Consider the following 22,890-nt stretch of genomic DNA (forward strand, 5'->3'; position numbering starts at 1 on the left):
TAAGTAAATCGGTAGGATGCCAGAGCAGGAGCAGAGATTAGGGGGCCGTGCCCTCGTTGCTGACGATCACCCGCTGACGCGGGAAGGGCTGTCGCTTGCCGCACGTGCGGCGCTACCCGGCGTCTCGGTCGTCGCGGTGGGCACCGTACGCGAGGCGAGTGAGGCTGCCGCGCGCGGACCGTTCCGCATGATCCTGCTCGACTTCCACCTGCCCGACGCCAACGGCTTCTCGGGCCTGCTGACCTTGCAGATGCACGCGCCGCGGACCCCGGTGGTGCTCGTCACCGCCAGCGAGGAGCCCTCCCTGGTCGAGGCGGCGCGCGCGCTCGGCGCCGCCGGCTATCTGTTCAAGAGCCTGCCGCTCGACTCATTGGCCGAGCGGCTGCGCCGGATCGATGCCGGCCAGATTGCCTTCCCCCCGGTCAGCGGTGCGACACCCCAGCTCGGCGACCTGCGCGCGCGGATCGAGACGCTCTCGCCGGCGCAGCGCAGCGTGCTGATCGCGCTCGCCGATGGTCGCTCGAACAAGCAGCTCGCGCGCGACCTCGACGTCACCGAGGCGACGATCAAGGCGCACATGACCGCGATCTTCCGCAAATTGGGCGTGATCAACCGCGCGCAGGCGATGCTGGCGGTACAGCCGCTGCTTGGCGCCGCACCGCGGTGAGCGCCGCGACGCGCCCGCGGCCGCCCTCGCGTCGACGCTTCCTGCTGGCCGCCGCGCTCGTTCCGCTGCTGATGGCGGCGCTGATCGCGTGGACCGACACGGAATATGCGCGCTCGCTACGGTTGCAGGCGATGGCGACGCGCTCGTTCGACCGCGAGCGCGCGCAGGTGATGCTGCTCTCCGCGGTGAAGGACGCCGAGACCGCGCAGCGCGGCTATCTGCTCACCGGCGACCCCGCCTTCCTCCGTCCCTATGCGCCCGCCCGCCGCCTCGCGTCGCGACTCCGTGCGGTGGAGGGAGTCGCCGCGCCAGAGGTGGCGGCGCTGATCGACACCAAGTTCGCCGAGCTGGACCGCACGCTCGCGCTGTTCCGCGCCGGGCAGCACGCCGCCGCGCGCGACGCGGTGGCCGACGGTGAAGGGCGCCGCGTCATGGACCGGCTGCGCGTCGCGCTCGCGCGCGCGGGCACCGGCGAGCGGGCGCTGACCGCCGAGCGCCGCGCCGCCTTCGCGCGGCAGCGGAGCGATCTGCGGCTGCTGCTGCTCGCCACCGCGGCGGTGCTGACGCTGGCGCTGGCGGTGACGCTGCGCTCGCTGTGGCGGTCGCGCTGCGCGGCCTATGATTCCGCGCTCGACGCCTATGAGAAGGGCGAGCGCAACGCCGCGATCCTGCGCGGCACCAGCGACGCGCTGCTGATCCTGAATCCCAGCGGCACGATCGAGATGATCAACGATGCCGCCAGCGCGCTGCTCGGCTACACGCCCGAGGAACTGGAGCGACACGACGTCGCCACGGTACTGCGCATCGCGGAGGGCCACGGCGCCTTTCACGAGCGCATCGGGCTCGACGACGGCCGGCTAGACCGTCCCTTCCTCGCCGACCGGGTCGCACGCCACCGCGACGGCAGCGAGCGGCACGTCGACGTGGCGATCGGCGTGATGCGCGTGCCGAGCGGCGACCACCTCGTGCTGTCGCTGCGCGACGCCTCCGAGCGCGCCCGGATCGAGCGCGCCAAGGACGAGCTCATCTCCACCATCGGGCACGAGCTGCGTACCCCGCTCACCTCGGTGGTCGGGTCGCTCGCGTTGCTGCGCGGCGGCGCCGCGGTGGACTTGCCGCCACAAGCAGCGCGGCTGGTCGATATCGCCGACAACAACGCGCGTCGGCTGATCCGGCTGATCAACGACCTGCTCGACATCGACCGGATCGAGTCGGGCCAGCTGGCGATGGCGCGTGCGCCGGTCGACGTGCGCGAGGTGGTGGCGCGCGCCGCGCTCGACAGCGACGGCCTCGCGCGCAGCCGCGACGTGGTGCTGGCCGACGCGTCCGCGGACTCGCCCGTGCCGGTCGAGGGCGACGCGGGGCGGCTGCTGCAAGTCGTCACCAACCTCGTCTCCAATGCGATCCACGCCTCCCCCGCGGGCGCCACGGTGACGATTGCGGCGCGAGTTGAGGCGGGCCGCGCGCTGATCGCGGTAGAGGATCGCGGCGATGGCGTACCGGCAGCGGTGCGACCGCGGCTGTTCGAGCGGTTCGAGAGCGGCCGCGTCGCGACCCATGCGCCCGCGTCGGGACTGGGGCTGGCGATCTCGCGCGAGATCGTCCGCCGCCACGACGGAACGATCTGGTTCGAGGATCGCGACGGCGGCGGCACGCGCTTCGCCTTCGCGCTGCCGCTGGCCGGTTCCGAGGTCGGCGACGCGACCGCGTCGGACGCGCCGCTGCCGCTGCTGCTTCACCTCGATGACGACCCCGACGTCCGCGATACCGTCGCCGCAGCGCTCGCCGGGGTCGCGCGCGTGCTGCCGGCGGCAAGCCTCGCCATGGCGCGTGCGCTGCTGCGCGACGGCGCGCCGGACGTCGCTCTGCTCGACATGCAGGTGGTCGACGGCCACGGACCGGAGCTCGCGCCCGAGCTGGTCGACGCGAGCGGTGCGCCGGTGCCGGTGGTGATCTATTCGGGTCAGGCGGTGCCGCCGGCGCTCGCCGCGCACGCGCGGATCGTGCTCACCAAGGGACGCCACGATCTGCCGGAGCTGGTCGCGACGGTGCGGCGGCTGCTCGCCGAGCGGCACGCGCCGGTGGACGCCTGATGTCGCTGCGCCTGCTCTTCGTCGACGATGATCCCGATATCCGCACCATCGTCGAGCTGGCGCTGGGGCTCGACCCGACGATCGAGCTGCGCGTCGCCGCCAGCGCGGACGAGGCATTGAACGCGCTCGCCGAAACGCAGCCCGACGCCGCGCTGCTTGACGTGTCGATGCCCGACATCGACGGGCCCGCGCTACTCGCCGCGCTGCACGACCGCAGACCTGGGCTGCCGGTGATCTTCATGACCGCGCACGGGCGCGAGCGTGACGTCGCGGCGCTGCGCGCGATCGGCGCGCGGGGCGTGATCGTCAAGCCGTTCGACCCGCTGTCGCTGTCCGCACAGATCCGCGCGCTGCTCAGCGGCGGAGCGTCGCCTCCAGCCGCGCGATCGCGCCGGCGAGCTGGCGCACGCTGAGGGGCGCGGCGAACTCGATCGCGAAGGCGTCGTCTCCGGTCCACGCGAGCTTACCGCGCACGACCAGCTCGGCGTCGATCACCACCTCGATCGCGCTGCCGGCGTCGGCCGGCGGCGCACCGGCGACGCGCACCCCGCCGAGCCCGAGGTCGATCGCGCGATGCTCGGTCAGCCGCGCGTCGATGACGAGCTCGACCGGGCCGTCGTAGCGGAAGCGCGGGCTGCGCGGCGTCTCGGCCACCGCGCGCAGCGTCGCCTCACCGAGCGGCTCGTCGAAGCTTAGCCCCACCATCATCTCGCGCACCCAGCGCACCGTGGCGGCGCGGGCGATCAGGTCGCGAGTCTCGATCGTCACCGCGGCGCCCACCGCGGGCGGCGGATCGAGCTCGATGCCCGCACCGCCCGGCCCGAGGTTGCGCACGGTGCAGACGTGCTGCCGCCCCGCGACCATCAGCCGACCCAATGCGTAGAGCGTGCGCTCGCGCGGGGCGGCACGCTGCTCCTCGCCCGCACGCGACGGCACCTGATCGGCCCCCTGGGTCATCCCGTCCTCCGTCATGCGCCAGCGCGCCGCGTGATTGGTCATCCTGCCCGCCCCAACAATGATCCGACGCTGTCGCGATCGAACTTCAGCCGCAGCGTCACATACGGCCCACGCCGCGTGTAGCGATCCTGACCGAAGTCGCGGTCACGATAGCCGCTGACGTTATAGCCCGCGCTGATCCACAGGTCACGTGCCGGCGACACGCCCACGTTCGGCCCCGCGCTGAGGGCCATGGTGTGGCTCGAGATACCGTGCTGCACCGACCCTTGCACGCCGAGATCGAAGCGACGGCCGAGATCGCGACGCAGCTCGACGCCGACCACCTGGGTAAGCCCGGTGTAATCGTCCGCACCGAAGCTGCCGCGCACCCATTTGATGCCGTGATACAGCGTCAGCTCGGTGCCGTGGCCCTCGCCCTCGGCCCCGCTGCGATAATTGAGCGCGGCATTGTTGATCGTCCGCAGCGTCGCCTGGAAGGCGCCGCCGCCCGCACCGACACCGAGCACGTTGCGGTCGGTCACGCCGGCGTCGGCTTCGTCGTGGCGAAGCGAGAGCCGCTCCAGCAGCGACCAGCGCCCGTCGAGCGGGCGCCACGCCAGCGCGACGTCGCCCGCGAGCGAGACGGCCTTGGCGTCGGGCGACTGGGTCACGCTGTACCAGCGCAGCCCGGCCGCGAGCGTCCGCCCCTCGCCGAGCGAGCGCAGCGCGCTGCTGGTGAGCCCGAGCCGGTCGCCGGCGTCGCTGGCACGATATTCGGCGCGACCGTTCCACGACCAGCGCCCCGCGCGATAGCTCGCGCCCAGCGTCACCGCGGCATAGTCCGCGCCCGTGCCGTCCTGCGTGGCGGTGCCGGTCACGCCCGACTGGAAGGCGTTGACGGTGCCGCCCTCGGGCAGGCGACCGCGCAGCGTGCTGCTCGCGTCGAGCGTCGCGTCGACGATCCAGCGCGACCCGAGCGGCAGCGACTGGCTGAGCCCGTATTGCGCGAAGAGGCGCTGCGCGTTCTCGCTGCCGACGGCCTGCTGGTTGAGCGTGCTCATGAGCTTGCCGCCGGTCCAGGGCGCTACGTCGAAGCCGAGCCGGGCGGTCTGCGCGGTGTAGCTGGCGCCCTCGGCGATCTCGTAGCCGCCGATCAGCCGCACCGTCGGCGCAACGCGGTAAGCGGCACTGAGCTGATGGCGCATCGGGAAGTCGACGCTGGCCTTGTCGCCGCTCGGCGCGACCTGGGTCTGGCCGGTGAGGGTCAGCTTGCCGTCGAGCACCGCGCGCGTGGCCCCGAGCGTCAGGAGCCGCGAGTCGCGCGCCTGGCCGTCGACGCCGCGATCGGAGGCGAGCTGCGCGCCGGCGAACAGCGCGCCCGTCTCGCGGCGCCACTCGAGCCGCGTGTCGAGCGCGCTGCGGCTGCCCGGCGCGTCGAGCTGGCGCTGGTACCAGCCAGTCGCGGTGAGCGACAACGCGCCGCTGAGCTGGACGCGACCGTCGACGCCGAGGCGGCGCGCGCCGGCGTCAACGACATTCTGCTGCGACACACCGAAGCCGCGATCCTGCTGGCGCGCGTAGAGGAGCAGGTCACCCCGTGCGCCGTGATGCTCGGCCTCGGCCAGCCAGGCACGGCCGGCACTAAGCCCGCCGCGCCCGCCGGTCGCGGCCTCGGCGCGCAGCTCGGTCGCGGCGCCGGCATGCGCCTTGACGTCGATCGCGACGAGGTCGGCGGCGGCGGTGGTCTCGTCGTGCAGCGCGGTGGCACCCAGCTCGACCTTGCCGCTGGCCAGCCGCACCGCGCCGCGCGCGCCGGCCACCTTCTTGCGGCCGCTGCCATAGGTCTCATAGTCGACCACGATCACCACCGGGTTGAGCGCGGCATCGCGCGTCAGCACCGGCTCGCGAAAGCGGATCGTGCCCGCGGCGGCGTCGATGTCATAGTCGATGTGGCGCGTCATCTGCGTGGTCGCGATGATGCGGTCGGGGCGGAAGCGGTCGCGCACCTCGATCCGCAGCTTGTCGCTGTTGGGCACGATGTCGCGCGCCATCAGCCGGTACGGCCCGCTTAGCCCGTTCCCCGCGATCTCGTCGCGCGCATAGCGTTCGTCGGTGTGCGCGGCGAAGGCGCTGAACAGCAGGCGCTCGCCGTCATATTCGGCCTTCAGCCCGTTGAGCGTGCGGCTGTAGCGACCCAGCCGGGTCTGCGTCAGCCCGGTCTCATAGTCGCCGAACAGCGCATAGAATTCGCGCCGCTCCAGCCGCAGGTACAGCTTGCGATCGGTCGCGGCGTCATAGCCCTGGCGCGTGCCGTCGCCGTAGACGGTGTAATAGCGGTCGGGGTCGATCGTGCCGAGCAGCCCGCGCGTCGGGTCGCGGCGGCGATCGCTGTCATAGGCGATCGTCGCCAGCCACGATCCCTTGATCCGCCCCTTGGCGTAGAGCGCGAGCTGGCCGTCGCGCACCGTGCCACCGCGCACGCCCGCGGGCAGCGTACCGCCGTGCCGGCGCAGCGTGTCATAGCCGAGCGTGCCGGCGCCGAAGCCCACGACGGTCCAGTCTCGCGCCGGGGCGGCGAGCCAGCCGGTGAGGTCGACGGTGCGGCGCGTGTCGCGGTCGGCAAGCTCGACGTGCGCGCGCACCGCCCCGCTCTGCATCGTCGGTTCGAGCGCGATGAAGGCATAGCCGTCGTCGCCGACCACCTGCGCGCTGTGCGTGCCGCCGTCGGCGACCTGGCGGCGCTCCTGCGCGATCGCGACCTCCTCGGCCACGGCATAAGGCGCGTCGACGCGCACGGTGAGCAACGTCCCCGCCCGCACCGGGCGGCCGCTCGCGTCGGTGGCGCGCAGCGCGAGCAGTGGGCGGGTGAGCCCGTCGGCCACCAGCCGGCTCTTCTCGGCGATCGCGACGACCTGCGTGGGCGCACCGGACGTGTGGACGATGCGGGTCAGCGTCGCCGCGACCGCACCATCGGCGTCGAGCACGCGCGCGACGAGCTGATTGTCCCCCGCGCGCAGCGGCAGGCCCGACCAGCGCGCCACCGCAATGGTGCGGGTGGGGTCGAGGTCGGTGCCGTCGAAGGCGAGCGGGTCGCTCGGCTCGCCGTTGATCGTCAGCGCGACGCGCTGGCCGGGCAGATGCTTGATCGCGACGCGGACGGCGGGCGCACGCGGGTTATGGTCGGGCTCGGGGAACAGGAAGGCGATGCCCGGCGCCTGGCCGGCGAACCAGTCGCGCGCGGCGCCCGCCGCGGCGGCGTCGGCGAGCACCGGCACGGGTAGGGCAGCGGCCGCGGCGGCGGTGCGGCCGGTCGGGCGGAGCTGGAAATCGACCCGCTTCAGCAGCCCGCCCTCGCTCTCGACGAAGCGCGAGGTGGCGCTGCCGGCCTGGCGCGTGTCGGCGTCGCACGCCACCGGCGCGTGGCTGGCGGGCACGGAGTCGCGGTCGAGCGCGACGACGTGGCGGCCCGGGCGCACCCCCTCGAGATGGTACAGACCGTCCTTGTCGGTGACGACATAGGTGCCGTCCTCGAGCAGCAGCCGGATACCGGGCACGCCACGCCGCCCCGCCACCGGATCGCGGCAGTCGCCCTCGGTCACGCGGCCGATGACGGTGAAGCCGTCGGAGAAGAGCAGCGGCCGGATCCGCACCGCCGCCGCGGCCTCGTTGCCGGTCACGCCCGCGCTGCCGCTGGCGAGCACGCGGTTGACCGTGTCGCCGGGCTTGGCGCCGGCAGCGATCGAGACGGTGTAGCGCAGCTCCGCGGTGGCATGCGCCGCGATCTCGGGCAGCGCGAAGGTGAGCTTGCGCCCGTCCGGCGCGAGCTCGGGTTCGGTCACGCCGCGGGTGGAGCCGCGCTGATAGCGCAGGCCGGCGGGCAACAGGTCGGTCACCGACACGGCACGCGCCGCCCGCTCGCCGCGGTTGGTCACGGTGACGCGATATTGCACGACGTCGCCCGGCGACGCCTCGCGCGTCGAGGCGGTTTTGCTCAGCAGCAGTATGGTGTCGCCGGTGCGATCCAGCGGGATATCGGAGTAGAAGGGGTCGGGCGTGGTGATCGTGAAGCCTGCGCCGAACGACGCGGCGTTGATCATGTACGGACGCCCCCCCGGGTCGAGCAGCCGCGCCAGCTCGCCCGGGTCGCGCGTCGACGGCGCGACATAATTAGCGGGCGGTACGATGCGTAGGTGGTAGGTGCCGGGCGCGACCAGCGGAAAGCGGTAGTTGCCGGTGGTGAAGCGATACTCGCGACCGCTCGAATCGTGCGCCGAGCCGCCGCTGACGACGGTCGCGGGATAGGCGCTGACGCCGTCGTCGCCGAAGACCTGCGCGACATTGCCGTCGCCGTCGAGCAGCGTCACCTCGGCGCCGTCGACCAGCGCGCCGGTGGCCGAGTCGAACACGTAGCCGGCCGGGTCGACCAGCACCGACGCCTCCGACGCCATGCTCAGCGCATTGCCCGCGTACGACAGACGCAGCCGCATGCCGCGATTGCGGGTCGGATCGCAGGCAGCGAGCTCGGGCTGGGTGCCGCCGCCCGGTACGCCGCCGGCGAAGACACCGGTATTCGGGCCAGTCTCGAGCAGCGGCAGCTTGACGGTGCGCGAGTCGGTGGTGACGTCGATCCAGTCGGTCTCGCGCACCGCGGGATCGTGGTTGTCCGCGGCGGCGTCGAGCACGATGATCATCGGCTGCTTGGTATCGATCGTGCGCAGCGGCGCCGCGCGCGCGAGATCGGCGGCCTCGATCGGCGCCGGGGTGAACGGCGCTGCGGCGTCGGGACCGCAGTGCATACCGGTGAGCCGATAGCCGATCGGCAGCAGCCGGAAGCTCAGCGAGCTCGGGCGCCTGGTCCGGTCGACCGCGAGCGTGACGGTGTTCGAGTCGATCGTCGTGCGCGCGGCGGGCGCGCCGAAGCTGAGCCGCGCGGTGTTGCTCACCTGCGCGAGCTGCCCCTCGGCGCCGGTCGCCAGCGCGGCGAGCGCGCACAGCGTCGCCGCCGCGAGCGTGCGCAGCGTGGCGTAGGCAGAGAGGGCGCGCGATGCGGGCATGCAGGATCCCTGCCCGGCGCGCGGGCGCGCGCCGGGGGTGGATGACGAGCGGGAGCTGACCGGGCTTAGTCGATCGTCACCTTGAACGACGCCGCCACCGCGCCGCCGCCGCTGACGGTACCGACGTTGGCGATCACCTTCTTGGCGACGCCGTCGAACGAGGCGGTGACGCCGTCGGTCTCGGTGGCGTCGTCCGAGTCGTCGTCCTCGGTCGATCCGTTGACGACGCAGGCGATGCCGAGCGCGCCGGGGGTGCCGATCGAGATCGAGCCGGGCACATAAGTGGTGTGCGCGGGGACGACGTCGTTCAGCGTCACGCCGTTGGCGCTGGCGTTGAGCGTCGCGTTGCTGACCCGCAGGCAATATTCGACCGTGGCGCCGGGGATCGCCTTGGGGTTGGCGGAGCCGAGCCCGTCCGCCAGCACGCGCGCCGATTTGGCGACGCTCAGCGCGACATTGTTGATCGCGACGAAATAGCCCGAATAGGCGCGGCCCTGACCGTTGCGCGCGATGTCGCCGAGCAGCGCGCCGTCGCTGTCATCGTCGGCGAAGACGATGTCGACGGTGCCGTCGGCGCCGTTGAGGTTGAGGTCGGTCGCGATCAGCGCGCTGCCCTGCGTGCCGGACTGGCCGCCCGCCGCGGCGACGACCCGGAGCGAGTCATAGGCATATTGCGCCCCGGCCTGGTTGGGCACGTTGCCGACGATGAAGACGGTGACCGAGGCGTCGGGGGCGAGCTCGTCGATCCACGTCTGCGTGTCGACCCCCGCGTCGTAGCGGCCGTTGCCGTTCGAATCGACATAGGCGCGCAGGCTGGTGAGATCGAAATTGTCGCTGCCGGGGAACAGCCCGAGCGAGATGTTCTGCTGATCGGGATCGAGCAGGAAGTCCTGCACGTCGTTGGTCAGGTTGGTGACGCGGAAGGTCGTCACCGCATTCTGATCGCCCAGATTGACCTGGGTCGGCCCGGTCTGCGCCGTGACGACGGTGAAGTTGACCTTCTTGTCGACCACGAAGCTGGCGGTGGTCGAGGTGGTCGACTGGTTGGTGCCGTTGACCGAGTAGGTCACCGAGGCGGTGTTGTCGATCCGCGTGCCGGCGGTGGTCAGCTGCGCCGCCGCGGTCTGCGCCTGCGCCGCGCCGGCGACGCCGGCGAGGGCTGTCCCCGCCAGCAGCACGGCCATGGCCCTTCTCACGAACATGTTGTGTCCTTTCTGTTAAGCGTGGATGGTCGGGATCACTTGAGCGCGGCCTGGAAGGCGAACTCGCCCTGCGCGCCGGGCGCGAGCGGGCGCGCGAGGCGCCAGCGCACGTGGGTGACGTCATCGGCCGCGGCGGCGCGGCGGATGCCGTTCGCCGCGACAGTCAGCTGATCGAGCGCGCCATAGGCGCGACCGTCGACCGACAGCTCGGGCGCGCTCGAGCCCGGCAGCGGCGCGCGATAGGCGACCCCGCGGGGCACCGGATTGTCGAACACGATGTTGCTGAGCGGCTGCGTGCCGGTGTTGCGATAGGCCAGCACGAAGACGACGCGATCGCCGGGCACGGCCCGTTTGGCGGGCACCAGCGCCACGCGCGTGGTGCCGTCGGCGGCGCGCTGCTTGCTCTCGACCAGCACCTTGGAGGTGACCTGGAGCGGGCCGGCGGGGGCTGCGATGACGGCGGGCGCGGCGAGCGCCGCACCGAGCAGCAGGAGCGGACGGATCATGCGGAGACTCCTCACAGGATGATGGCCTTGAAGCGGATGGTGCGGGTGGTGCCGGCGGGCATGTCGCCGAGCGCGACCCGCACGGTGCTGCCGTCGAGCCGCGCGACGTCGCCGTCGGCCCCGTCGCTGAGCGGGCGGTCGTCGAGCGTCATGCTGCCCGCGACGAAGCGCGTGCCCTCGGGCACGACATCGCTGACTTCGACCGCCGGGCAGTCGCGGGCGAAGCGGGCCACCAACGTGTAGGTCACGACCGAGCCGATGATCGCGCGCGCGCTGCCGTCCGGAGCGACGACCGACTGCGCCTTGTCGAGCCGCGCCGCGGCGGTGTCGGCGGTGAGCCGGGCGCTCGCGCTGGCGCGCGCGCCATTGCTCCCCACCACCGCATCGGTACCGGCGGGGCCGGCGGCGGGAAGCAGCGTCCCCGCCGCACCGCTGCCCGCGTGCGCGGCGACCGTGGCGGCGACGGTCGCGCCCTCGGCGGCACCGGCGACCAGCACGAAGACACGCGCGCTGGCACCCGCGGCGAGCGTCACCGTCGCATCGCCCTTGTCGATCGCGGGATCGTAGCGGCCGTTCGCGTCGACGTCGGGCACGATCGCGGTGACGCTCGCCCCTAGATCGACCGTGGCGGTGAGATCATAACGCGCCGGCGCGTTGCCGCTGTTGGTGACGGTGAAGGCGATCGGCAGAGTCGCGGCGCCGGTCACCGCCACGCTGGCGACGTCGGCGGCGAGCGCGACGTCGACCAGCGCGTCGATCGCGACCGAGACCGTGTTGCTGTTGATCGTGCGCGGCGCGTCGCCGGCGACGATCAGCTGCGCAGTGTTGACGATGCGCGTGCCGGCGGGCGTGGCCGCGAACGACGGCACCGCGAGCGACAACGCCGCCGCGATCACCGCCATCCCTGCCGTCCACCGTCCCGGCGTCATCGCCATTACTCCCGCGTCCCGCCCGACGCGGGCGTGTGAGAGCGATCAGCGGCTGATCTGGTTAAGTAGGTGCTAGCGACGTTGCTTCATTGCCGACGGATAAGACCGAAGTCGAACGAGTGAGCCGCGCATTTTACATCGATCGCCGCACAGTCGGGCCGATCGAGCGCAGGCGGCACCTTGCCTCCGCCGGTCGCCGGGTTCAGCGTTTCGGCGCATGGATGCGTCCGAATGCGGGCGCGCACCGGGGGTGAGAGAATGACCGAGGCGCCCGCGATCCTGGTCGGCTGGAAGCGCGACCGCACGCGCCACGGCTTCGTCGTGACGCTGCAGCTGGCACGCTCGGCAGAGGACGTGCGGCGCCAGGATTACGAGCGGGTCAGCCTGGTGGTGAACGACCGCCAGCTACGCTCCCTCACGCGCGATCTGGTCCGCGCGCTCGACGACCGCGGTCTGGAGACCTTCCACCGCCCGACCGGTTGGCGTCGCTGGACCGCGCTGCTGCGCAAGGGGGCGCGGAGCTCTAGAGCCTGAGCCACCGCGTCCGAACCGTCAGCGTGCTTCGACGCACGCCGGAGTGACAAGCGTCACCGCCTCCCGCTCTTGGCTCCCGCGTGCGCGGGAGCGCGGCTCGGCGTGGACCGATCAGTCTGAGATGAACGCGACGCCCGTCGATCTGCACTCCTGCGTGCGCAGGAGCACGGTCTACCATCGGGTCTGTGTGCGAAGGTCGCTACTATTTCCCCGCCCCCGGTTCCGCGGCGTGGAGCGGCGCGTGGATGCGCGCGAAGGTAGCGGGCGGCAGCTTGCTCTCGGCGCGATCGTAGGTGAGCAGGCCGTTGATCTCGCCCTCGACGTCGGTGGTCTGGGTGTAGACCGCCGCGCTCAGCCCTAGTTCGCGCGCCTGGCGGATCACCTCGTCGTACTTGCGCTGGTAGCGCGCCTGATAGTCGGCCTTGTCCTTGGCGGTCTGATAGCCCCAATTGTTACGCGCCGGGAACCAGAGATGCCCCGGCACCGGCAGACCGATCCCGCCGAACTCGCCGATCACGATCGCACGATGCGTCTGATGCGTCGGTGCCTTGGGCACGTCCTCGTAGGTGTGGATGTCGTAAAGATCGGACCCGGCGTCGCCGGTGTCGAGCCAGCCCGACACCTTGTTGACCAGTCGGCTGGGATCGAGCTCGTGGACCATCTTGGCGAGCCGCGTCGAGGCATATTGCCCCCAGCCCTCGTTGTTGACGACCCAGGTGACGATCGAGGGATGGTTGCGCAGGTCGCTGATCATCCGCGTGAGCTCATATTCGAACTCGTTGGTGGTCTCCTGCGGCATCAGCGCCTCGCCCTGCGACGACGGGCGGACGAACTGGTCGAGGCTCTCGTCCTCCTCGCCCGAGGGCATGTCCTGCCAGATCAGGATGCCCATCCGATCGGCTTCGTAGTAATATTGCGCCGGCTCCACCTTGATGTGCTTGCGCAACATGTTGAAGCCGGAGGACTTGAGATAGTCGATCTCGAAGCGGATCGCCTCCTCGGACGGTGGCGTGAGCAGCCCGTCGGGCCACCAGCCCTGATCGAGCGTGCCGTTCTGAAAGAGCGGCTTGTTGTTGAGCATCATCACCGGCTGGCCCGGCACCTTGCCCGCGCCGATCGAGCTCTTGCGCATCGCGAAATAGCCGTCGACCGTATCGCTCGCGCCGCCCTGCACCGCGGCGGTGCGATACAGCGCCGCCTCCTGCGCGGTGAGGATCGAGTCCCCGCGCTGGCGATGCGGGCTGTTGTCCGGCCCGGTGTAGGGGCTGCGCACCTTCACCAGCTCGACCTTGAGGTCGTAGAGGAAGGGATCGTCGGGCGACCACAGATGCGCGTCGGGAATCGCCAGCGCGGCCGGGCGATTGCCGCGCACCAATGTGGTCGCGATCGTGCGGCCCTTCTGCGAGGCGGTGATCCGCACCGCGTCGTCGTCGGCGGCGCTGCGGTTGAGCGCGACGTCGACCGAGAGCGTGCCGCGGTCGATGTCCGGCGTGATCTTCATGTCCTCGACGTGGAGCGCGGGGACGGGCTCGAGCCACACCGTCTGCCAGATGCCGGTGACGGGCGTGTACCAGATGCTGTTGGGCTTGAGCACCTGCTTGCCACGCGGCTGCGCGCCCGTCGAGGTCGGGTCGGTGACCTGCACCACCAGCTCGTTGTCGCCGGACTTCAGATAATCGGTGACGTCGAGGCTGAACGCGTCCGACCCGCCGCGGTGCGTCCCGACGAGGCTGCCGTTGACCATGATGCTCGCCTCATAGTCGACCGCGCCAAAGTGAAGCAGCACGCGCTGCCCCTGCCAGTCGGCGGGCACCGCGAAGCTGCGCTTGTACCACAGCCGATCGTCGGGCGTGACCGAACGTGCCACGCCCGAGAGGCGCGCTTCCACCGCGAAGGGGACGAGGATCTTGCCGTCCATCGCCGCGGGCTGCGGCGCTGCCTTGGGGCGCACCGCATAGTCCCACTGGCCGTTGAGGTTGAGCCACTTGGTCCGCTTCATCTGCGGGCGCGGATAGCTGCGCCAGGCGTTGTCCGGAGTGACGGCGCGGCCCCAGCGCGTGACGAGATCGCTGGTGTAGATCTTGCCGGCCGGCGTGGCGGGGGCGGTCTGCGCTTCCGCGAGCGGGCAGGTCGCCGCTCCAGCGAGCGCCGCGACGATAATGGCCAGCTTGCTCATGTCTCTCTCCCTGCGAGGCGTTCCGCCCGTCTTGCCAGCGGGATGGCACAGGCAGTCCGATAAAGGAAAGAGAATTGTCAGATTAATTGCCGACGACGCCTTCACGCCCGAAAGCGTGAGCGCCTCGACCGAGCAATTGAGTGCTACCGCGCCGAAAACCGTTTCGTCGCGCACCTCCCGAGGAGCGACCGAGCCGGCCGGCCCAAGCTAAATCGACCGGAATCACTCCAGATCAACGCGAAGCCGCGACGCGCGTGTCAGGTTGCGCGCATGTTTCCGGACGCGTCCCTGCCCACACGGCCGCTGCTCCTGCTCGCCGAGGCCGAGCCGTTCCGCGCCGACTATCTGCGCCACGCGTTGCACGATGCGGGTGCGCAGCTGCTCGGGCCGGTGCGCGCGGTGGCGGAAGGGCTTACGCTGCTCGCCAATCTGCGCGAGCGCCCCGCCGCCGCGATCGTCAACCTGCGGCTGAGCGACGGCAGCGCGCTGCCGCTGCTCGACTCGCTCGAGGCCGCCGGCGTGCCGCTGCTCCTCATCGGCGAGGCGGGGATGGTGCCGCCGCCGCATCTCGCCTCGCGGCCGTGCCTGCTTGCGCCCTTCGCCTCCTTTCAGATCGTCGCGGCGGTTCGCGCGCTGCCCGTTGCGATGACGCCGCCGCCACCCGCGACCGTGCCACTGGCCGAGACCGCGCGGCATGGCTGACGCCACCGAGCCGACGCCCGGCGCCACCGCGCTGCTGATCATCGACATGATCAACGACCTCGATTTCGAGGGCGGCGAACAGCTCGCTCCCGCAGCCGTCGCGGCGGCGGGTCGCATCCGCGCGCTGCGCGACCGTGCCGACGCGGCCGACGTGCCCGTGATCTACGTCAACGACAATTTCGGGCGCTGGCGCGCCGAGCGATCGAGCATCGTCGACCATTGCCGTCGCCAGGGCAGCCGCGGCGCCGCGCTGATCGACGCCCTCAGCCCGCGCGAGCGCGACTATTTCGTGGTCAAGCCGCAATTCTCCGGCTTCTACGCGACCAACCTGCCGGTGCTGCTGCCGCAACTCGGGGTCAGCCGACTGATCCTGACCGGGGTCGCCGCCGACATCTGCGTACTGTTCACCGCCGCCGACGCGCACATGCGCGATTATGACCTGTGGGTGCCCGAGGACACGGTGGCAAGCGAGTGCACCGAGCATCTCGACTGGGCGTTGGAGCTGATGCGCAAAAGCATGTGCGCCGAGACCGCGGCAAGCGCCGACCTGCGCCTGCAGACGTGGTTGGCGCGGGCCGACACCTGAACTGCCCCCGCCCTCGGCCGTAAGATCGCCCGCTCAATAATTCGGCCACAGCCCGGGCGTGGCGATCTCGAGCACATGGCCGTCGGGATCGTTGAAATAGACGCTGCGCCCGCCCGCGGGCCAGTGGATCTCGCTGAGCTCGACCACGACGTGCGCCCGCAGATGATCGCGCCAGGCGTCATAGTCCTCCGCCGCGGTCTTGAACGCCATGTGGAGCGGACCGGCACCGTCGTGCCCGGGAATATGCCCCTGCGGCGTCTCCTCGCCCGCCGTCGACTGCCCACGCGCGAAGATCAGCAGCACGCTGCCGCCACCGGCGTCGAACGCGGTGAGCCGCTCCTCGTCGCGCAGGATCGCCAGCCCCATGATGTCACGGAAGAAGGCGATCGAGCGCGGCTTGTCGTCGACATAGAGCGCGGTCTCGAGCACTCCGTTGAGCTGCGGCATCATCGTCTCCCGTGGCGCGGCGCGCGGGCGCCGCCGCTGCTTCCAACGATCAGTCGGACCGCGGCGATCCGCCTGAGCCGATCACGGCCGAACTGACGCTCATGCAGCGCACGCGGGAAGCGCAGCGGCGGCAGAGGCCTGTTCGGCCAGCGCTTCCTCGAGCGGGCGCAGCAGCAGCAGGTTGCGCGCCGGCGGCTCCTGCCCCGCATGACCGTGGCGCAGCCGCCACTCGCCGGTCGCGCGATCGATCAGCAGATCGAGTGCGGCGCGGATCAGATCGGGCGCGTAGGTGGGCGTCGCCGCGCGCGGCGAGGGCGGCCGGTCGGGCGCGAACAGATCATCGGCGACGACCACCAAGGCCGCGGGTGCGCGGCGCGACGGCCGCGGCGGTTCGTCTCCCCAGCCCGCCTCGATCCGCAGACGCGGGCGCGTCGGCGACGAGCCGCCCCGGCGCGGCTCGCCCTTGAGGTCCACCACCGCCCAAGCCTCGGGCGAATCGCCGTCGCGCTCGCCGAAGACCAGTGGGATCGCGCGCTGCGCGCAGGCATCGGCGAGATGCGGCGCGAGCGCATCGTCGCGGCCGAGCACCAGCAGCGGTGGCACCGCGACGCCGGCGACGTCTTGGTACGGCCGCTGCGCCGGCATCGGCGCGGGGCGCGGCACTGCGGGATAGGCGAGCCGTTCCCGCCGGCGCCACCAACCGGGCACGTGCACCAGCGGGTCGCGCGCGCCGCCTGACACCAAAGCGCGCAACAGCGGCACCATCGCGGTCGCCCGCGGCACGCCGGAAGAGACGTCGTAGACGCCGGGCTCGTACAGTCCGCCGCCGGTCAGCAGCGTGTTCCACCCCTGGCTGCCGAGCAGCGACCAGCACGTCACCGCGCGCAGGTCGACGCCCTCGGCGCGCAACGCCACGGCACCGTCCCAGGCCTCGGCCGTCCACCGCATCTGCTCCTCGCGCGTGCAGCCGTTGTGCACCTCGGTCACCGCCAGCGGCAGCCGGTAGCGCGCCCAGGCCTCGCGCAGCACGCCCGCCAGCCCCGGCGCACCGGGCTGGAGCACGCGTACCGCCTCCACGTCGGCATAGCGCTGACGACCGTTGCCGCCGTGCGTGTGCGACGGATAGCGCGCGACCCGATGATCGAGGAAGCGGTCGCTGGTGAGATAATGGTTCACCCCGATCACGTCGGGCGGGCACGGCGCCGCCGCGAGGGCGTCGAGCCGCGCCGCGAGACCGAAGTTGCGCAACCGCGCGTGCAGCGGATGATCAGGCACGACGCGACCGCACAGCAGATCCCATGTCGCCCAGCGGCGGACGTTGTCGAACGCCACCTGGTCGCGCGTCGTGACGGTGCCGAAGCTGCGACCCAGGTCCTCGGTCTGGATCAGCCGCGCGCGCGGATTGACCGAGCGGATCGCCGCCATGGCGCGCACGGTAGCGTCGACCTGGTTGACCAGCGCACGCCAGAAGTCGCGCTCGGCACGGCAATGCGGGTACCAATGGCCGTACAGCGCGGCAAAGCGCGCGGTGGTGAGCGGCTCGTTGACCGGGGTCCAGTCGTCGATCCACGGGTAGCGCTCGGCGGTGGCGCGCGCGTAATCGGCGAGCAGCGCGGGAAAGCGCTCGTCGAGCAGGTCGGTGTAGTGCGGGCCCGAGCCGTGATGGACCAGCCCAGCGACCACGCCGACGCGGGCGGCGCGCAGCCGCTCCAGCCGCTGGTCGTACCAGCCATAGTCGCGCGTCTCGGGCCGCTCGGGCGCGACGGTCTCCCAATGGATGGGGTAGCGGAGCGCACTGATCCCGAGATCGGCGATCAGGTCGATGTCCTCGGGACGGTCACGATGGCCGAGCAGCGCAAATTGATCGACGTACTGGTCGCGGACACGATTCACGGTACACTCCAGGCCGCCCCATAGCTCGAGTTCGCGCACGCTCCGGCTCCTCTGCCCGATCGTACCGTCAACGTTCGGCTCCGCACGCCGTTGCCTCGCCGAGGCGAATCCCGCTCGCTGCCTCAAACTAAACCCAAGTTATTCAAATACTTGCGTTGGAACACGCGGCTATGTTGCTGAGTTTCCCAATGTGTCCGAACTACCGGGAGGCCCCCCCGTGAACCTGCCCTCGTCTCCCCTGCCGCACCAGGACAGCCGTGCGACCTCCAGCGACGACGAGGGCACACTGATCTGCTTCAGCCACCTGCGGTGGGACTTTGTCTTCCAGCGACCGCAGCATTTGATGAGCCGCTTCGCGCGCGCGCGGCAGGTGCTGTTCTGGGAGGAGCCGATTGTCACCGCCGGCGACGCCGCGCCGCGCGTCGAGCAGCGCCGTTGCGCCGAGACCGGCGTCACGGTGTGTACCCCGCATCTCCCCGCCGGGCTCGACGGCGACGCGGTGTGCGCGACGCTGCGCGGCCTGCTCGACGCGGTGATGGCGGCGCCGCGCGGCCCGGTGGTGCGCTGGTATTACACGCCGATGATGCTGCCCATCTCCGAGCATCTCGCCGCCGACTGCATCGTCTACGACTGTATGGACGAGCTGTCGCAGTTCAAGAACGCGCCGCATGACCTGCTGCCGCTCGAGCAGCGGCTACTCGATCAGGCCGATCTGGTCTTCACCGGCGGCCACAGCCTCTATGAGGCGAAGCGAGAGCGCCACGACGCGGTGCACGCCTTCCCGTCGAGTGTCGACGTCGCACATTTCGCCGCCGCACGCGCCCCCGGCACGACGCCCGCGGACCAGCGCGACCTGCCCGCGCCGCGGCTCGGCTTCTACGGCGTCATCGACGAGCGGATGGACGTCGCCCTGCTCGCCGCGCTTGCCGATGCGCGCCCCGACTATCAGATCGTCATCCTCGGCCCGGTGGTGAAGATCTCGCCTGACGACCTGCCGCGGCGCGCCAACCTCCATTATCCCGGCGGGCGCGGCTATGCCGAACTGCCCGACTATCTGCGCGGTTGGGACGTGGCGCTGATGCCCTTCGCGATCAACGAGGCGACGCGCTTCATCAGCCCGACCAAGACCCCCGAATATCTCGCCGCCGGCCGTCCGGTCGTATCGACCCCGGTGAAGGACGTGGTGCGCAGCTACGGCGACGTGCCCGGCGTGTTCGTCGCGGCCGAGGCGGCGGACTTCGCGGCGGCGTGTGACGCCGCGCTCGACTTGGCGCGCGCGCCGGAGCGATGGCTGCCGCAGGTCGACGCGCTGCTGGCCAGCGGATCGTGGGATCAGGTGCAGCGCGAGATGGCCGAGCTGATCGACACTGCGATTGCGCGCGGCAGCCACGTCCAGCCGATCGTCTCGCCGGTGATGTGGCCGGTGACGACACGCGAGCGCTACGACGTGATGGTGGTCGGCGCGGGCTTCGCGGGCGCGGTAATGGCGGAGCGGCTCGCCACCGGCTCGGGCAAGCGCGTGCTGGTGGTCGATCGCCGCCCGCATGTCGCCGGCAATGCCTATGACCACCTCGACGCCGGCGGCGTGCTGATGCACCAGTACGGACCGCATATCTTCCACACCAACTCAGGCGATGTCGTCGACTATCTGTCGCGCTTTACCGATTGGCGGCCGTACGAGCATCGCGTCCTCGCCGACGTGCGCGGCACGCTGATGCCGATGCCGATCAACCGCACCACGCTGAATGCGCTCTACGGGCTCGAGCTCAAGACGGGGGCGGAGGCGGCCGCTTTCCTCGCCAGCCGCGCCGAGCCGGTGGAGGTGGTGCGCACCTCAGCCGACGTGGTGATCTCCGCCGTCGGGCGCGATCTCTACGAGACCTTCTTCCAGGGCTACACGCGCAAGCAATGGGGGCTCGACCCGTCCGAGCTCGACAAGTCGGTCACCGCGCGCGTGCCAACTCGCACCAACACCGACGATCGCTATTTCACCGACAGCTTCCAGGCGATGCCGCTCGACGGCTACACCCGCATGTTCGAGCGGATGCTCGACCATCCCAACATCGACGTGCTGCTGGGTGTCGATTATCACGAGGCGCGGGACGCCTATCCGCACGACCATCTCGTCTTCACCGGTCCGATCGACGAATATTTCGGCTATCGCTACGGCAAGCTGCCCTACCGCTCGCTGCGTTTCCAGCACGAGACGCTGGCGCAGGAGTGGCACCAGCCGGTTGCGGTGGTGAACTATCCCTCGCCCGACGTGCCCTACACGCGCGTGACCGAGTACAAGCATCTCACCGGGCAGCAGGCGCCGAACACCAGCATCACCTACGAATATCCGAGCGCCACGGGTGATCCCTATTATCCGATCCCGCGCGCGGAAAACCAGGAGCTGTTCAAGCGCTACGAGGCGCTCGCCATCGCCGAGGCGGGCGTGAGCTTCGTCGGACGGCTCGCCACCTATCGCTATTACAACATGGATCAGGTTGTCGGACAGGCGCTCGCCACTTATCGTCGGCTGGCGGAGCGCTGGCGCGAGCCCGAGGTGCCGCGGGTGGAGCCGCTGCTCCGCCCCGCGGCAGCCTGAGCGCCGCGATCAGAGCAACAGGCGCAGCGCCAGCGAGGTGGTGCGTCCGTTGATCGCGCGCGCGCGGACGATGCCGTTGGCCGGGGTCGTCGCGTCCTCGGACTCGGTGAAGCCGAGCCGGTCGAGCAGGTTGTTGCTGTTGACCGACAGCTGCAGCCGCTCGCCCAGGTGCCAGGTGGCGAACGCGCCGACTGTGGCGAAGGCGGGCAACTTGAGTTGGTTGGTGTCGTCGGTGAAGCTGCTGGTGGTGCCGACGACATTGGCGCCCAATTCGACCGGCCCCAGCGCCAGCTCGGGCGTCGCCTGGTAGATGAAGCGCGCCTGGCGCCGCGGGACATTGCCGATGGTTGCGGGCTTGATCTGGTCGGCGACGATCTTGGAGTCGGTGTAGGTGCCACCGGCGGAGAGCCGGAAGACGCCGAGATCAAGGCTACCCTCGGCCTCGACACCGTGCGCGCAATACACGCGATCGACGAACACGCCGGGATGCGTGCTCTCCGCGTTCTGCTCGCCCGTCCGCGCCCAGAAGCCGGTGAGATCGAGCCGTGTGTGGGCCTGTCGGAATTTGAGCCCTCCCTCGACCTGCTCGACACGATCGACGGCGGCGTTCGACTTGGTGAGCCGGCCGGTCACCAGGCTCATGTTCGCCGGATTGAACAGCAGCCGGTCGGCGTTGGTACGGCCGCCGCGGCTATAGCGCGCGAAGACGGCGGAGGGCTCGGCAAGGCGGAAGTTGATGCCCGACGAATAAGACACATAGTGCCAGTCATAATCCACCGGCGCGGCGAAGCCGGCGGGGAAGTAGGCGACCCGTTCCTCCGCCGGCGAGATCACGCCGTCGCCGTTTATATCGCGCGACGTCAGAGGGATCGGCTTGCCATACAAGTCGGACCCGGCGATCACACCCGTGGCGTTGCCGAGATCGTAACGGACGCTGGCGCCGATCGAGATCCGGCCGAGCTTTTAGTTGAGCGAGCCGAACGGTGCGTGAGTGTGATAGTCGACGCGATGCCGCCGCCGGCAGCAATCGCCGAAGAAGCTGGCGCCATAGCCGTACACGCCGTCCTGCGTCTGCGCCACGCCGCTGGCGTCGAGCACGTCGACCAGCGCCGCATCACCACCGCCGCGCACCTCCATCACGCGCGAGGCCCACAGCCAGTCGGTGTGGATATCCTGCCGCGAGTTGTAGAGGCCCAGCGTGCTGGTCAGTTCGCCGGGGCCGACCGGGTCGACGCGGCTGCCGCGCAGATCGTTGAAGACGTTACCGAGATCGTTGAGCTTGGTGTTGAAGACGATCATCCGGGCGAGCAGACCGTTGCCCCCGCCCAGCGTGGTCGGGTCCGTGATCGCCACGCCCGCGTTCGGGCCGGTGGCATAGCGCAGCGTGCTGGCGGACGTGACCAGGGAAGCGCCGATCTCACTCGCGGCGCCCACGCTTTCGGGGAAGTCGCCGCCGATCCGCCCGCTGATATGGCTGTAGCGAAAGCGGTCGATCACGCTGAAGCCGGCGAGCGTCGCCTGCGCCTCGACGCCGAACGACTGGACCGTCGAGCGACGGCCGTGGCGCTCGTCATAGACACTGTACCGATTGTCACCATCGAGCGTGGGCACGCGCAGCGCGTAGCGCGAGAATAGCGCATCATGCTTGATGTCGAAGCCGGGCAGGCTCTCGTAGTGGGGCGACGCGTCGCTGCCGGTCACGCGGACCGGGTTGGGCGCATAGCCGACCGCGCCGTCGTCGAGCACCTTCCCATACAGCCGGACATAACCGCCCGCGAACTCGCGCGTGAGATTCAGCTTGAACTGGCCGCCGCGGTTGCCGTCATAGCCGATCCGGCGCGGGCCCTCGCCGACACGGACGAAGCCGCCGAAATGATAGCGCCAGCTGTCGCCCAGCCGCCCGCCGTAATCCACGTCGAGCCGGTGCTCGCCATAGTCCAGGCCCTCCAGCAGCTGGACCGCGCCGCCCTCGGCCTCGCCGGTCTTGGAGATCAGGTTGATCACGCCCCCGGGCGAGTTGGACGCGAAGGTAGAGGCCGAGCCGCCGCGGATCGAGGCGATCGCGGCGAGGTTGAGGTCGGCGCGCATGAACATGTCGGCGTTGGCGAAGGCGATGTCGCCATATTCCAGAACCGGCAGGCCGTCCTCCTGGAGCTGGAGGTATTTGCCGCCACCGGTCGCCATCGGCAGGCCGCGGATCGAGAGATTGGCGCCGCCCTCGCCGCTCGAGCTCTCCGAGCGGATGCCGGGAATGTTGCGGAACACCTCGGCGAGCGAGCGCGGCGCGATCTTGTCGATGTCGTCGGCGAGCAGCTGGCTGGTCGAGACCGCGGCGTCGAGCCGGTCGCGCCCGCGCGCCACGGCGGTGACGACCACGTCGCGGTGCGGCGAGCCGACCTGGGCGCGCTGGTCGGGCGCGTTCGCCTCGGTGATGGGCGCGGTCACATCCGTCGTGGCCTGGGCGAACGCACTCGCCGACGCGACGATCGACAACGGCGCCGCCGCCGCGAGGAGGAGGGTCTTGAATCGCATGAGATTTTGTCCGTGGTAGAAGAGTGACGTGGTTGTTCGGGGA

Annotated in this window: 17 protein-coding genes; 7 read left to right on the forward strand and 10 right to left on the reverse strand. The window is 70.8% G+C overall.

The genetic code is table 11. The annotated features are described in order from the left end of the window. Nucleotides 1–16 precede the first annotated feature (16 nt). Genes QBJ89_RS15790 through QBJ89_RS15800 form a run of 3 tightly spaced genes read left to right on the forward strand, consistent with a single transcriptional unit; the run spans nucleotide 17 to nucleotide 3,173 of the window. Nucleotides 17–667: a response regulator gene (locus QBJ89_RS15790; protein ID WP_277981436.1), complete on the forward strand. Its 651-nt coding sequence runs from the start codon at nucleotides 17–19 to the stop codon at nucleotides 665–667. Continuing rightward, the gene (locus QBJ89_RS15795) at nucleotides 664–2,760 is read left to right on the forward strand and encodes an ATP-binding protein (protein ID WP_277981437.1); all 2,097 of its coding nucleotides are present in this window, start codon (nucleotides 664–666) and stop codon (nucleotides 2,758–2,760) included. The genes QBJ89_RS15790 and QBJ89_RS15795 overlap by 4 nt, the downstream gene beginning before the upstream one ends. Further along, on the forward strand, nucleotides 2,760–3,173 hold the full coding sequence (locus tag QBJ89_RS15800) for a response regulator (RefSeq protein WP_277981438.1): 414 nt from the start codon (nucleotides 2,760–2,762) through the stop codon (nucleotides 3,171–3,173). Before QBJ89_RS15795 ends, QBJ89_RS15800 begins: the two co-directional genes overlap by 1 nt. Here the strand turns inward: QBJ89_RS15800 and QBJ89_RS15805 are convergent. The 5 genes from QBJ89_RS15805 to QBJ89_RS15825 all read right to left on the reverse strand — a co-directional run bounded on the left by QBJ89_RS15805 (nucleotide 3,115) and on the right by QBJ89_RS15825 (nucleotide 11,387). Beyond that, nucleotides 3,115–3,759, reverse strand: a complete 645-nt coding sequence (locus QBJ89_RS15805; protein ID WP_277981439.1) for a PilZ domain-containing protein — start codon at nucleotides 3,757–3,759, stop codon at nucleotides 3,115–3,117. The two genes, QBJ89_RS15800 and QBJ89_RS15805, sit on opposite strands and share 59 nt — an antisense overlap. Next, nucleotides 3,756–8,750, reverse strand: a complete 4,995-nt coding sequence (locus QBJ89_RS15810) for a DUF11 domain-containing protein (RefSeq protein WP_277981440.1) — start codon at nucleotides 8,748–8,750, stop codon at nucleotides 3,756–3,758. The genes QBJ89_RS15805 and QBJ89_RS15810 overlap by 4 nt, the downstream gene beginning before the upstream one ends. A 65-nt stretch (nucleotides 8,751–8,815) precedes the next feature. Next, nucleotides 8,816–9,952: a hypothetical protein gene (locus QBJ89_RS15815; RefSeq protein WP_277981441.1), complete on the reverse strand. Its 1,137-nt coding sequence runs from the start codon at nucleotides 9,950–9,952 to the stop codon at nucleotides 8,816–8,818. 35 nt (nucleotides 9,953–9,987) lie between these two features. Beyond that, nucleotides 9,988–10,458, reverse strand: coding sequence for a hypothetical protein (locus QBJ89_RS15820; protein ID WP_277981442.1), 471 nt, complete (start codon nucleotides 10,456–10,458; stop codon nucleotides 9,988–9,990). An 11-nt stretch (nucleotides 10,459–10,469) separates the two neighbouring features. Continuing rightward, nucleotides 10,470–11,387 (reverse strand): hypothetical protein, encoded by a 918-nt coding sequence (locus QBJ89_RS15825; RefSeq protein WP_277981443.1) that lies wholly within the window; start codon nucleotides 11,385–11,387, stop codon nucleotides 10,470–10,472. Nucleotides 11,388–11,645: 258 nt separating this feature from the next. On the opposite strand from QBJ89_RS15825, the gene QBJ89_RS15830 reads away from it, so the two are divergent. Next, nucleotides 11,646–11,921, forward strand: coding sequence for a hypothetical protein (locus QBJ89_RS15830; protein WP_277981444.1), 276 nt, complete (start codon nucleotides 11,646–11,648; stop codon nucleotides 11,919–11,921). Nucleotides 11,922–12,123: 202 nt separating this feature from the next. On the opposite strand, the gene QBJ89_RS15835 is transcribed toward QBJ89_RS15830, so the two are convergent. Further along, complete coding sequence (locus tag QBJ89_RS15835; RefSeq protein ID WP_277981445.1) at nucleotides 12,124–14,097, reverse strand: glycoside hydrolase family 2 protein; 1,974 nt, start codon at nucleotides 14,095–14,097, stop codon at nucleotides 12,124–12,126. 270 nt (nucleotides 14,098–14,367) lie between these two features. Here QBJ89_RS15835 and QBJ89_RS15840 point away from each other — a divergent pair, with 270 nt between their 5' ends. Both QBJ89_RS15840 and QBJ89_RS15845 read left to right on the forward strand, forming a co-directional pair. Continuing rightward, nucleotides 14,368–14,799, forward strand: a complete 432-nt coding sequence (locus tag QBJ89_RS15840; RefSeq protein WP_277981446.1) for a hypothetical protein — start codon at nucleotides 14,368–14,370, stop codon at nucleotides 14,797–14,799. Next, nucleotides 14,792–15,385 (forward strand): cysteine hydrolase family protein, encoded by a 594-nt coding sequence (locus tag QBJ89_RS15845; protein ID WP_277981447.1) that lies wholly within the window; start codon nucleotides 14,792–14,794, stop codon nucleotides 15,383–15,385. Before QBJ89_RS15840 ends, QBJ89_RS15845 begins: the two co-directional genes overlap by 8 nt. Before the next feature lie 33 nt (nucleotides 15,386–15,418). Here the strand turns inward: QBJ89_RS15845 and QBJ89_RS15850 are convergent, their stop codons facing one another. Together QBJ89_RS15850 and QBJ89_RS15855 are read right to left on the reverse strand one after the other, a co-directional pair. Then, nucleotides 15,419–15,832: a VOC family protein gene (locus QBJ89_RS15850; RefSeq protein WP_277981448.1), complete on the reverse strand. Its 414-nt coding sequence runs from the start codon at nucleotides 15,830–15,832 to the stop codon at nucleotides 15,419–15,421. Nucleotides 15,833–15,931: 99 nt separating this feature from the next. Then, complete coding sequence (locus tag QBJ89_RS15855) at nucleotides 15,932–17,764, reverse strand: family 1 glycosylhydrolase (RefSeq protein ID WP_277981449.1); 1,833 nt, start codon at nucleotides 17,762–17,764, stop codon at nucleotides 15,932–15,934. Between the two features lie 178 nt (nucleotides 17,765–17,942). Between QBJ89_RS15855 and glf the strand changes: the two genes are divergently transcribed. Further along, entirely contained in the window at nucleotides 17,943–20,315 is a 2,373-nt protein-coding gene (glf, locus tag QBJ89_RS15860) for a UDP-galactopyranose mutase (protein WP_277981450.1), read from the forward strand. Nucleotides 20,316–20,324: 9 nt separating this feature from the next. Here glf and QBJ89_RS15865 read toward each other — a convergent pair whose 3' ends face one another. Continuing rightward, nucleotides 20,325–21,266, reverse strand: a complete 942-nt coding sequence (locus tag QBJ89_RS15865; protein ID WP_347342836.1) for a TonB-dependent receptor domain-containing protein — start codon at nucleotides 21,264–21,266, stop codon at nucleotides 20,325–20,327. A gap of 12 nt (nucleotides 21,267–21,278) precedes the next feature. Continuing rightward, the gene (locus QBJ89_RS15870; protein ID WP_277981451.1) at nucleotides 21,279–22,847 is read right to left on the reverse strand and encodes a TonB-dependent receptor plug domain-containing protein; all 1,569 of its coding nucleotides are present in this window, start codon (nucleotides 22,845–22,847) and stop codon (nucleotides 21,279–21,281) included. Nucleotides 22,848–22,890 lie beyond the last annotated feature (43 nt).

It is taken from the genome of Sphingomonas phyllosphaerae, from assembly GCF_029623345.1.
GTDB lineage: Bacteria > Pseudomonadota > Alphaproteobacteria > Sphingomonadales > Sphingomonadaceae > Sphingomonas > Sphingomonas phyllosphaerae_C.

What these genes read in the sequence shown, in the direction of transcription:
- QBJ89_RS15790 (WP_277981436.1), top strand. Translation starts at nt 17, where the DNA reads ATGCCAGAGCAGGAGCAGAGATTAGGGGGCCGTGCCCTCGTTGCTGAC.
- QBJ89_RS15800 (WP_277981438.1), top strand. Translation starts at nt 2,760, where the DNA reads ATGTCGCTGCGCCTGCTCTTCGTCGACGATGATCCCGATATCCGCACC.
- QBJ89_RS15805 (WP_277981439.1), bottom strand. Translation starts at nt 3,759, where the DNA reads ATGACCAATCACGCGGCGCGCTGGCGCATGACGGAGGACGGGATGACC.
- QBJ89_RS15810 (WP_277981440.1), bottom strand. Translation starts at nt 8,750, where the DNA reads ATGCCCGCATCGCGCGCCCTCTCTGCCTACGCCACGCTGCGCACGCTC.
- QBJ89_RS15815 (WP_277981441.1), bottom strand. Translation starts at nt 9,952, where the DNA reads ATGTTCGTGAGAAGGGCCATGGCCGTGCTGCTGGCGGGGACAGCCCTC.
- QBJ89_RS15820 (WP_277981442.1), bottom strand. Translation starts at nt 10,458, where the DNA reads ATGATCCGTCCGCTCCTGCTGCTCGGTGCGGCGCTCGCCGCGCCCGCC.
- QBJ89_RS15825 (WP_277981443.1), bottom strand. Translation starts at nt 11,387, where the DNA reads ATGACGCCGGGACGGTGGACGGCAGGGATGGCGGTGATCGCGGCGGCG.
- QBJ89_RS15830 (WP_277981444.1), top strand. Translation starts at nt 11,646, where the DNA reads ATGACCGAGGCGCCCGCGATCCTGGTCGGCTGGAAGCGCGACCGCACG.
- QBJ89_RS15835 (WP_277981445.1), bottom strand. Translation starts at nt 14,097, where the DNA reads ATGAGCAAGCTGGCCATTATCGTCGCGGCGCTCGCTGGAGCGGCGACC.
- QBJ89_RS15840 (WP_277981446.1), top strand. Translation starts at nt 14,368, where the DNA reads ATGTTTCCGGACGCGTCCCTGCCCACACGGCCGCTGCTCCTGCTCGCC.
- QBJ89_RS15845 (WP_277981447.1), top strand. Translation starts at nt 14,792, where the DNA reads ATGGCTGACGCCACCGAGCCGACGCCCGGCGCCACCGCGCTGCTGATC.
- QBJ89_RS15850 (WP_277981448.1), bottom strand. Translation starts at nt 15,832, where the DNA reads ATGCCGCAGCTCAACGGAGTGCTCGAGACCGCGCTCTATGTCGACGAC.
- QBJ89_RS15870 (WP_277981451.1), bottom strand. Translation starts at nt 22,847, where the DNA reads ATGCGATTCAAGACCCTCCTCCTCGCGGCGGCGGCGCCGTTGTCGATC.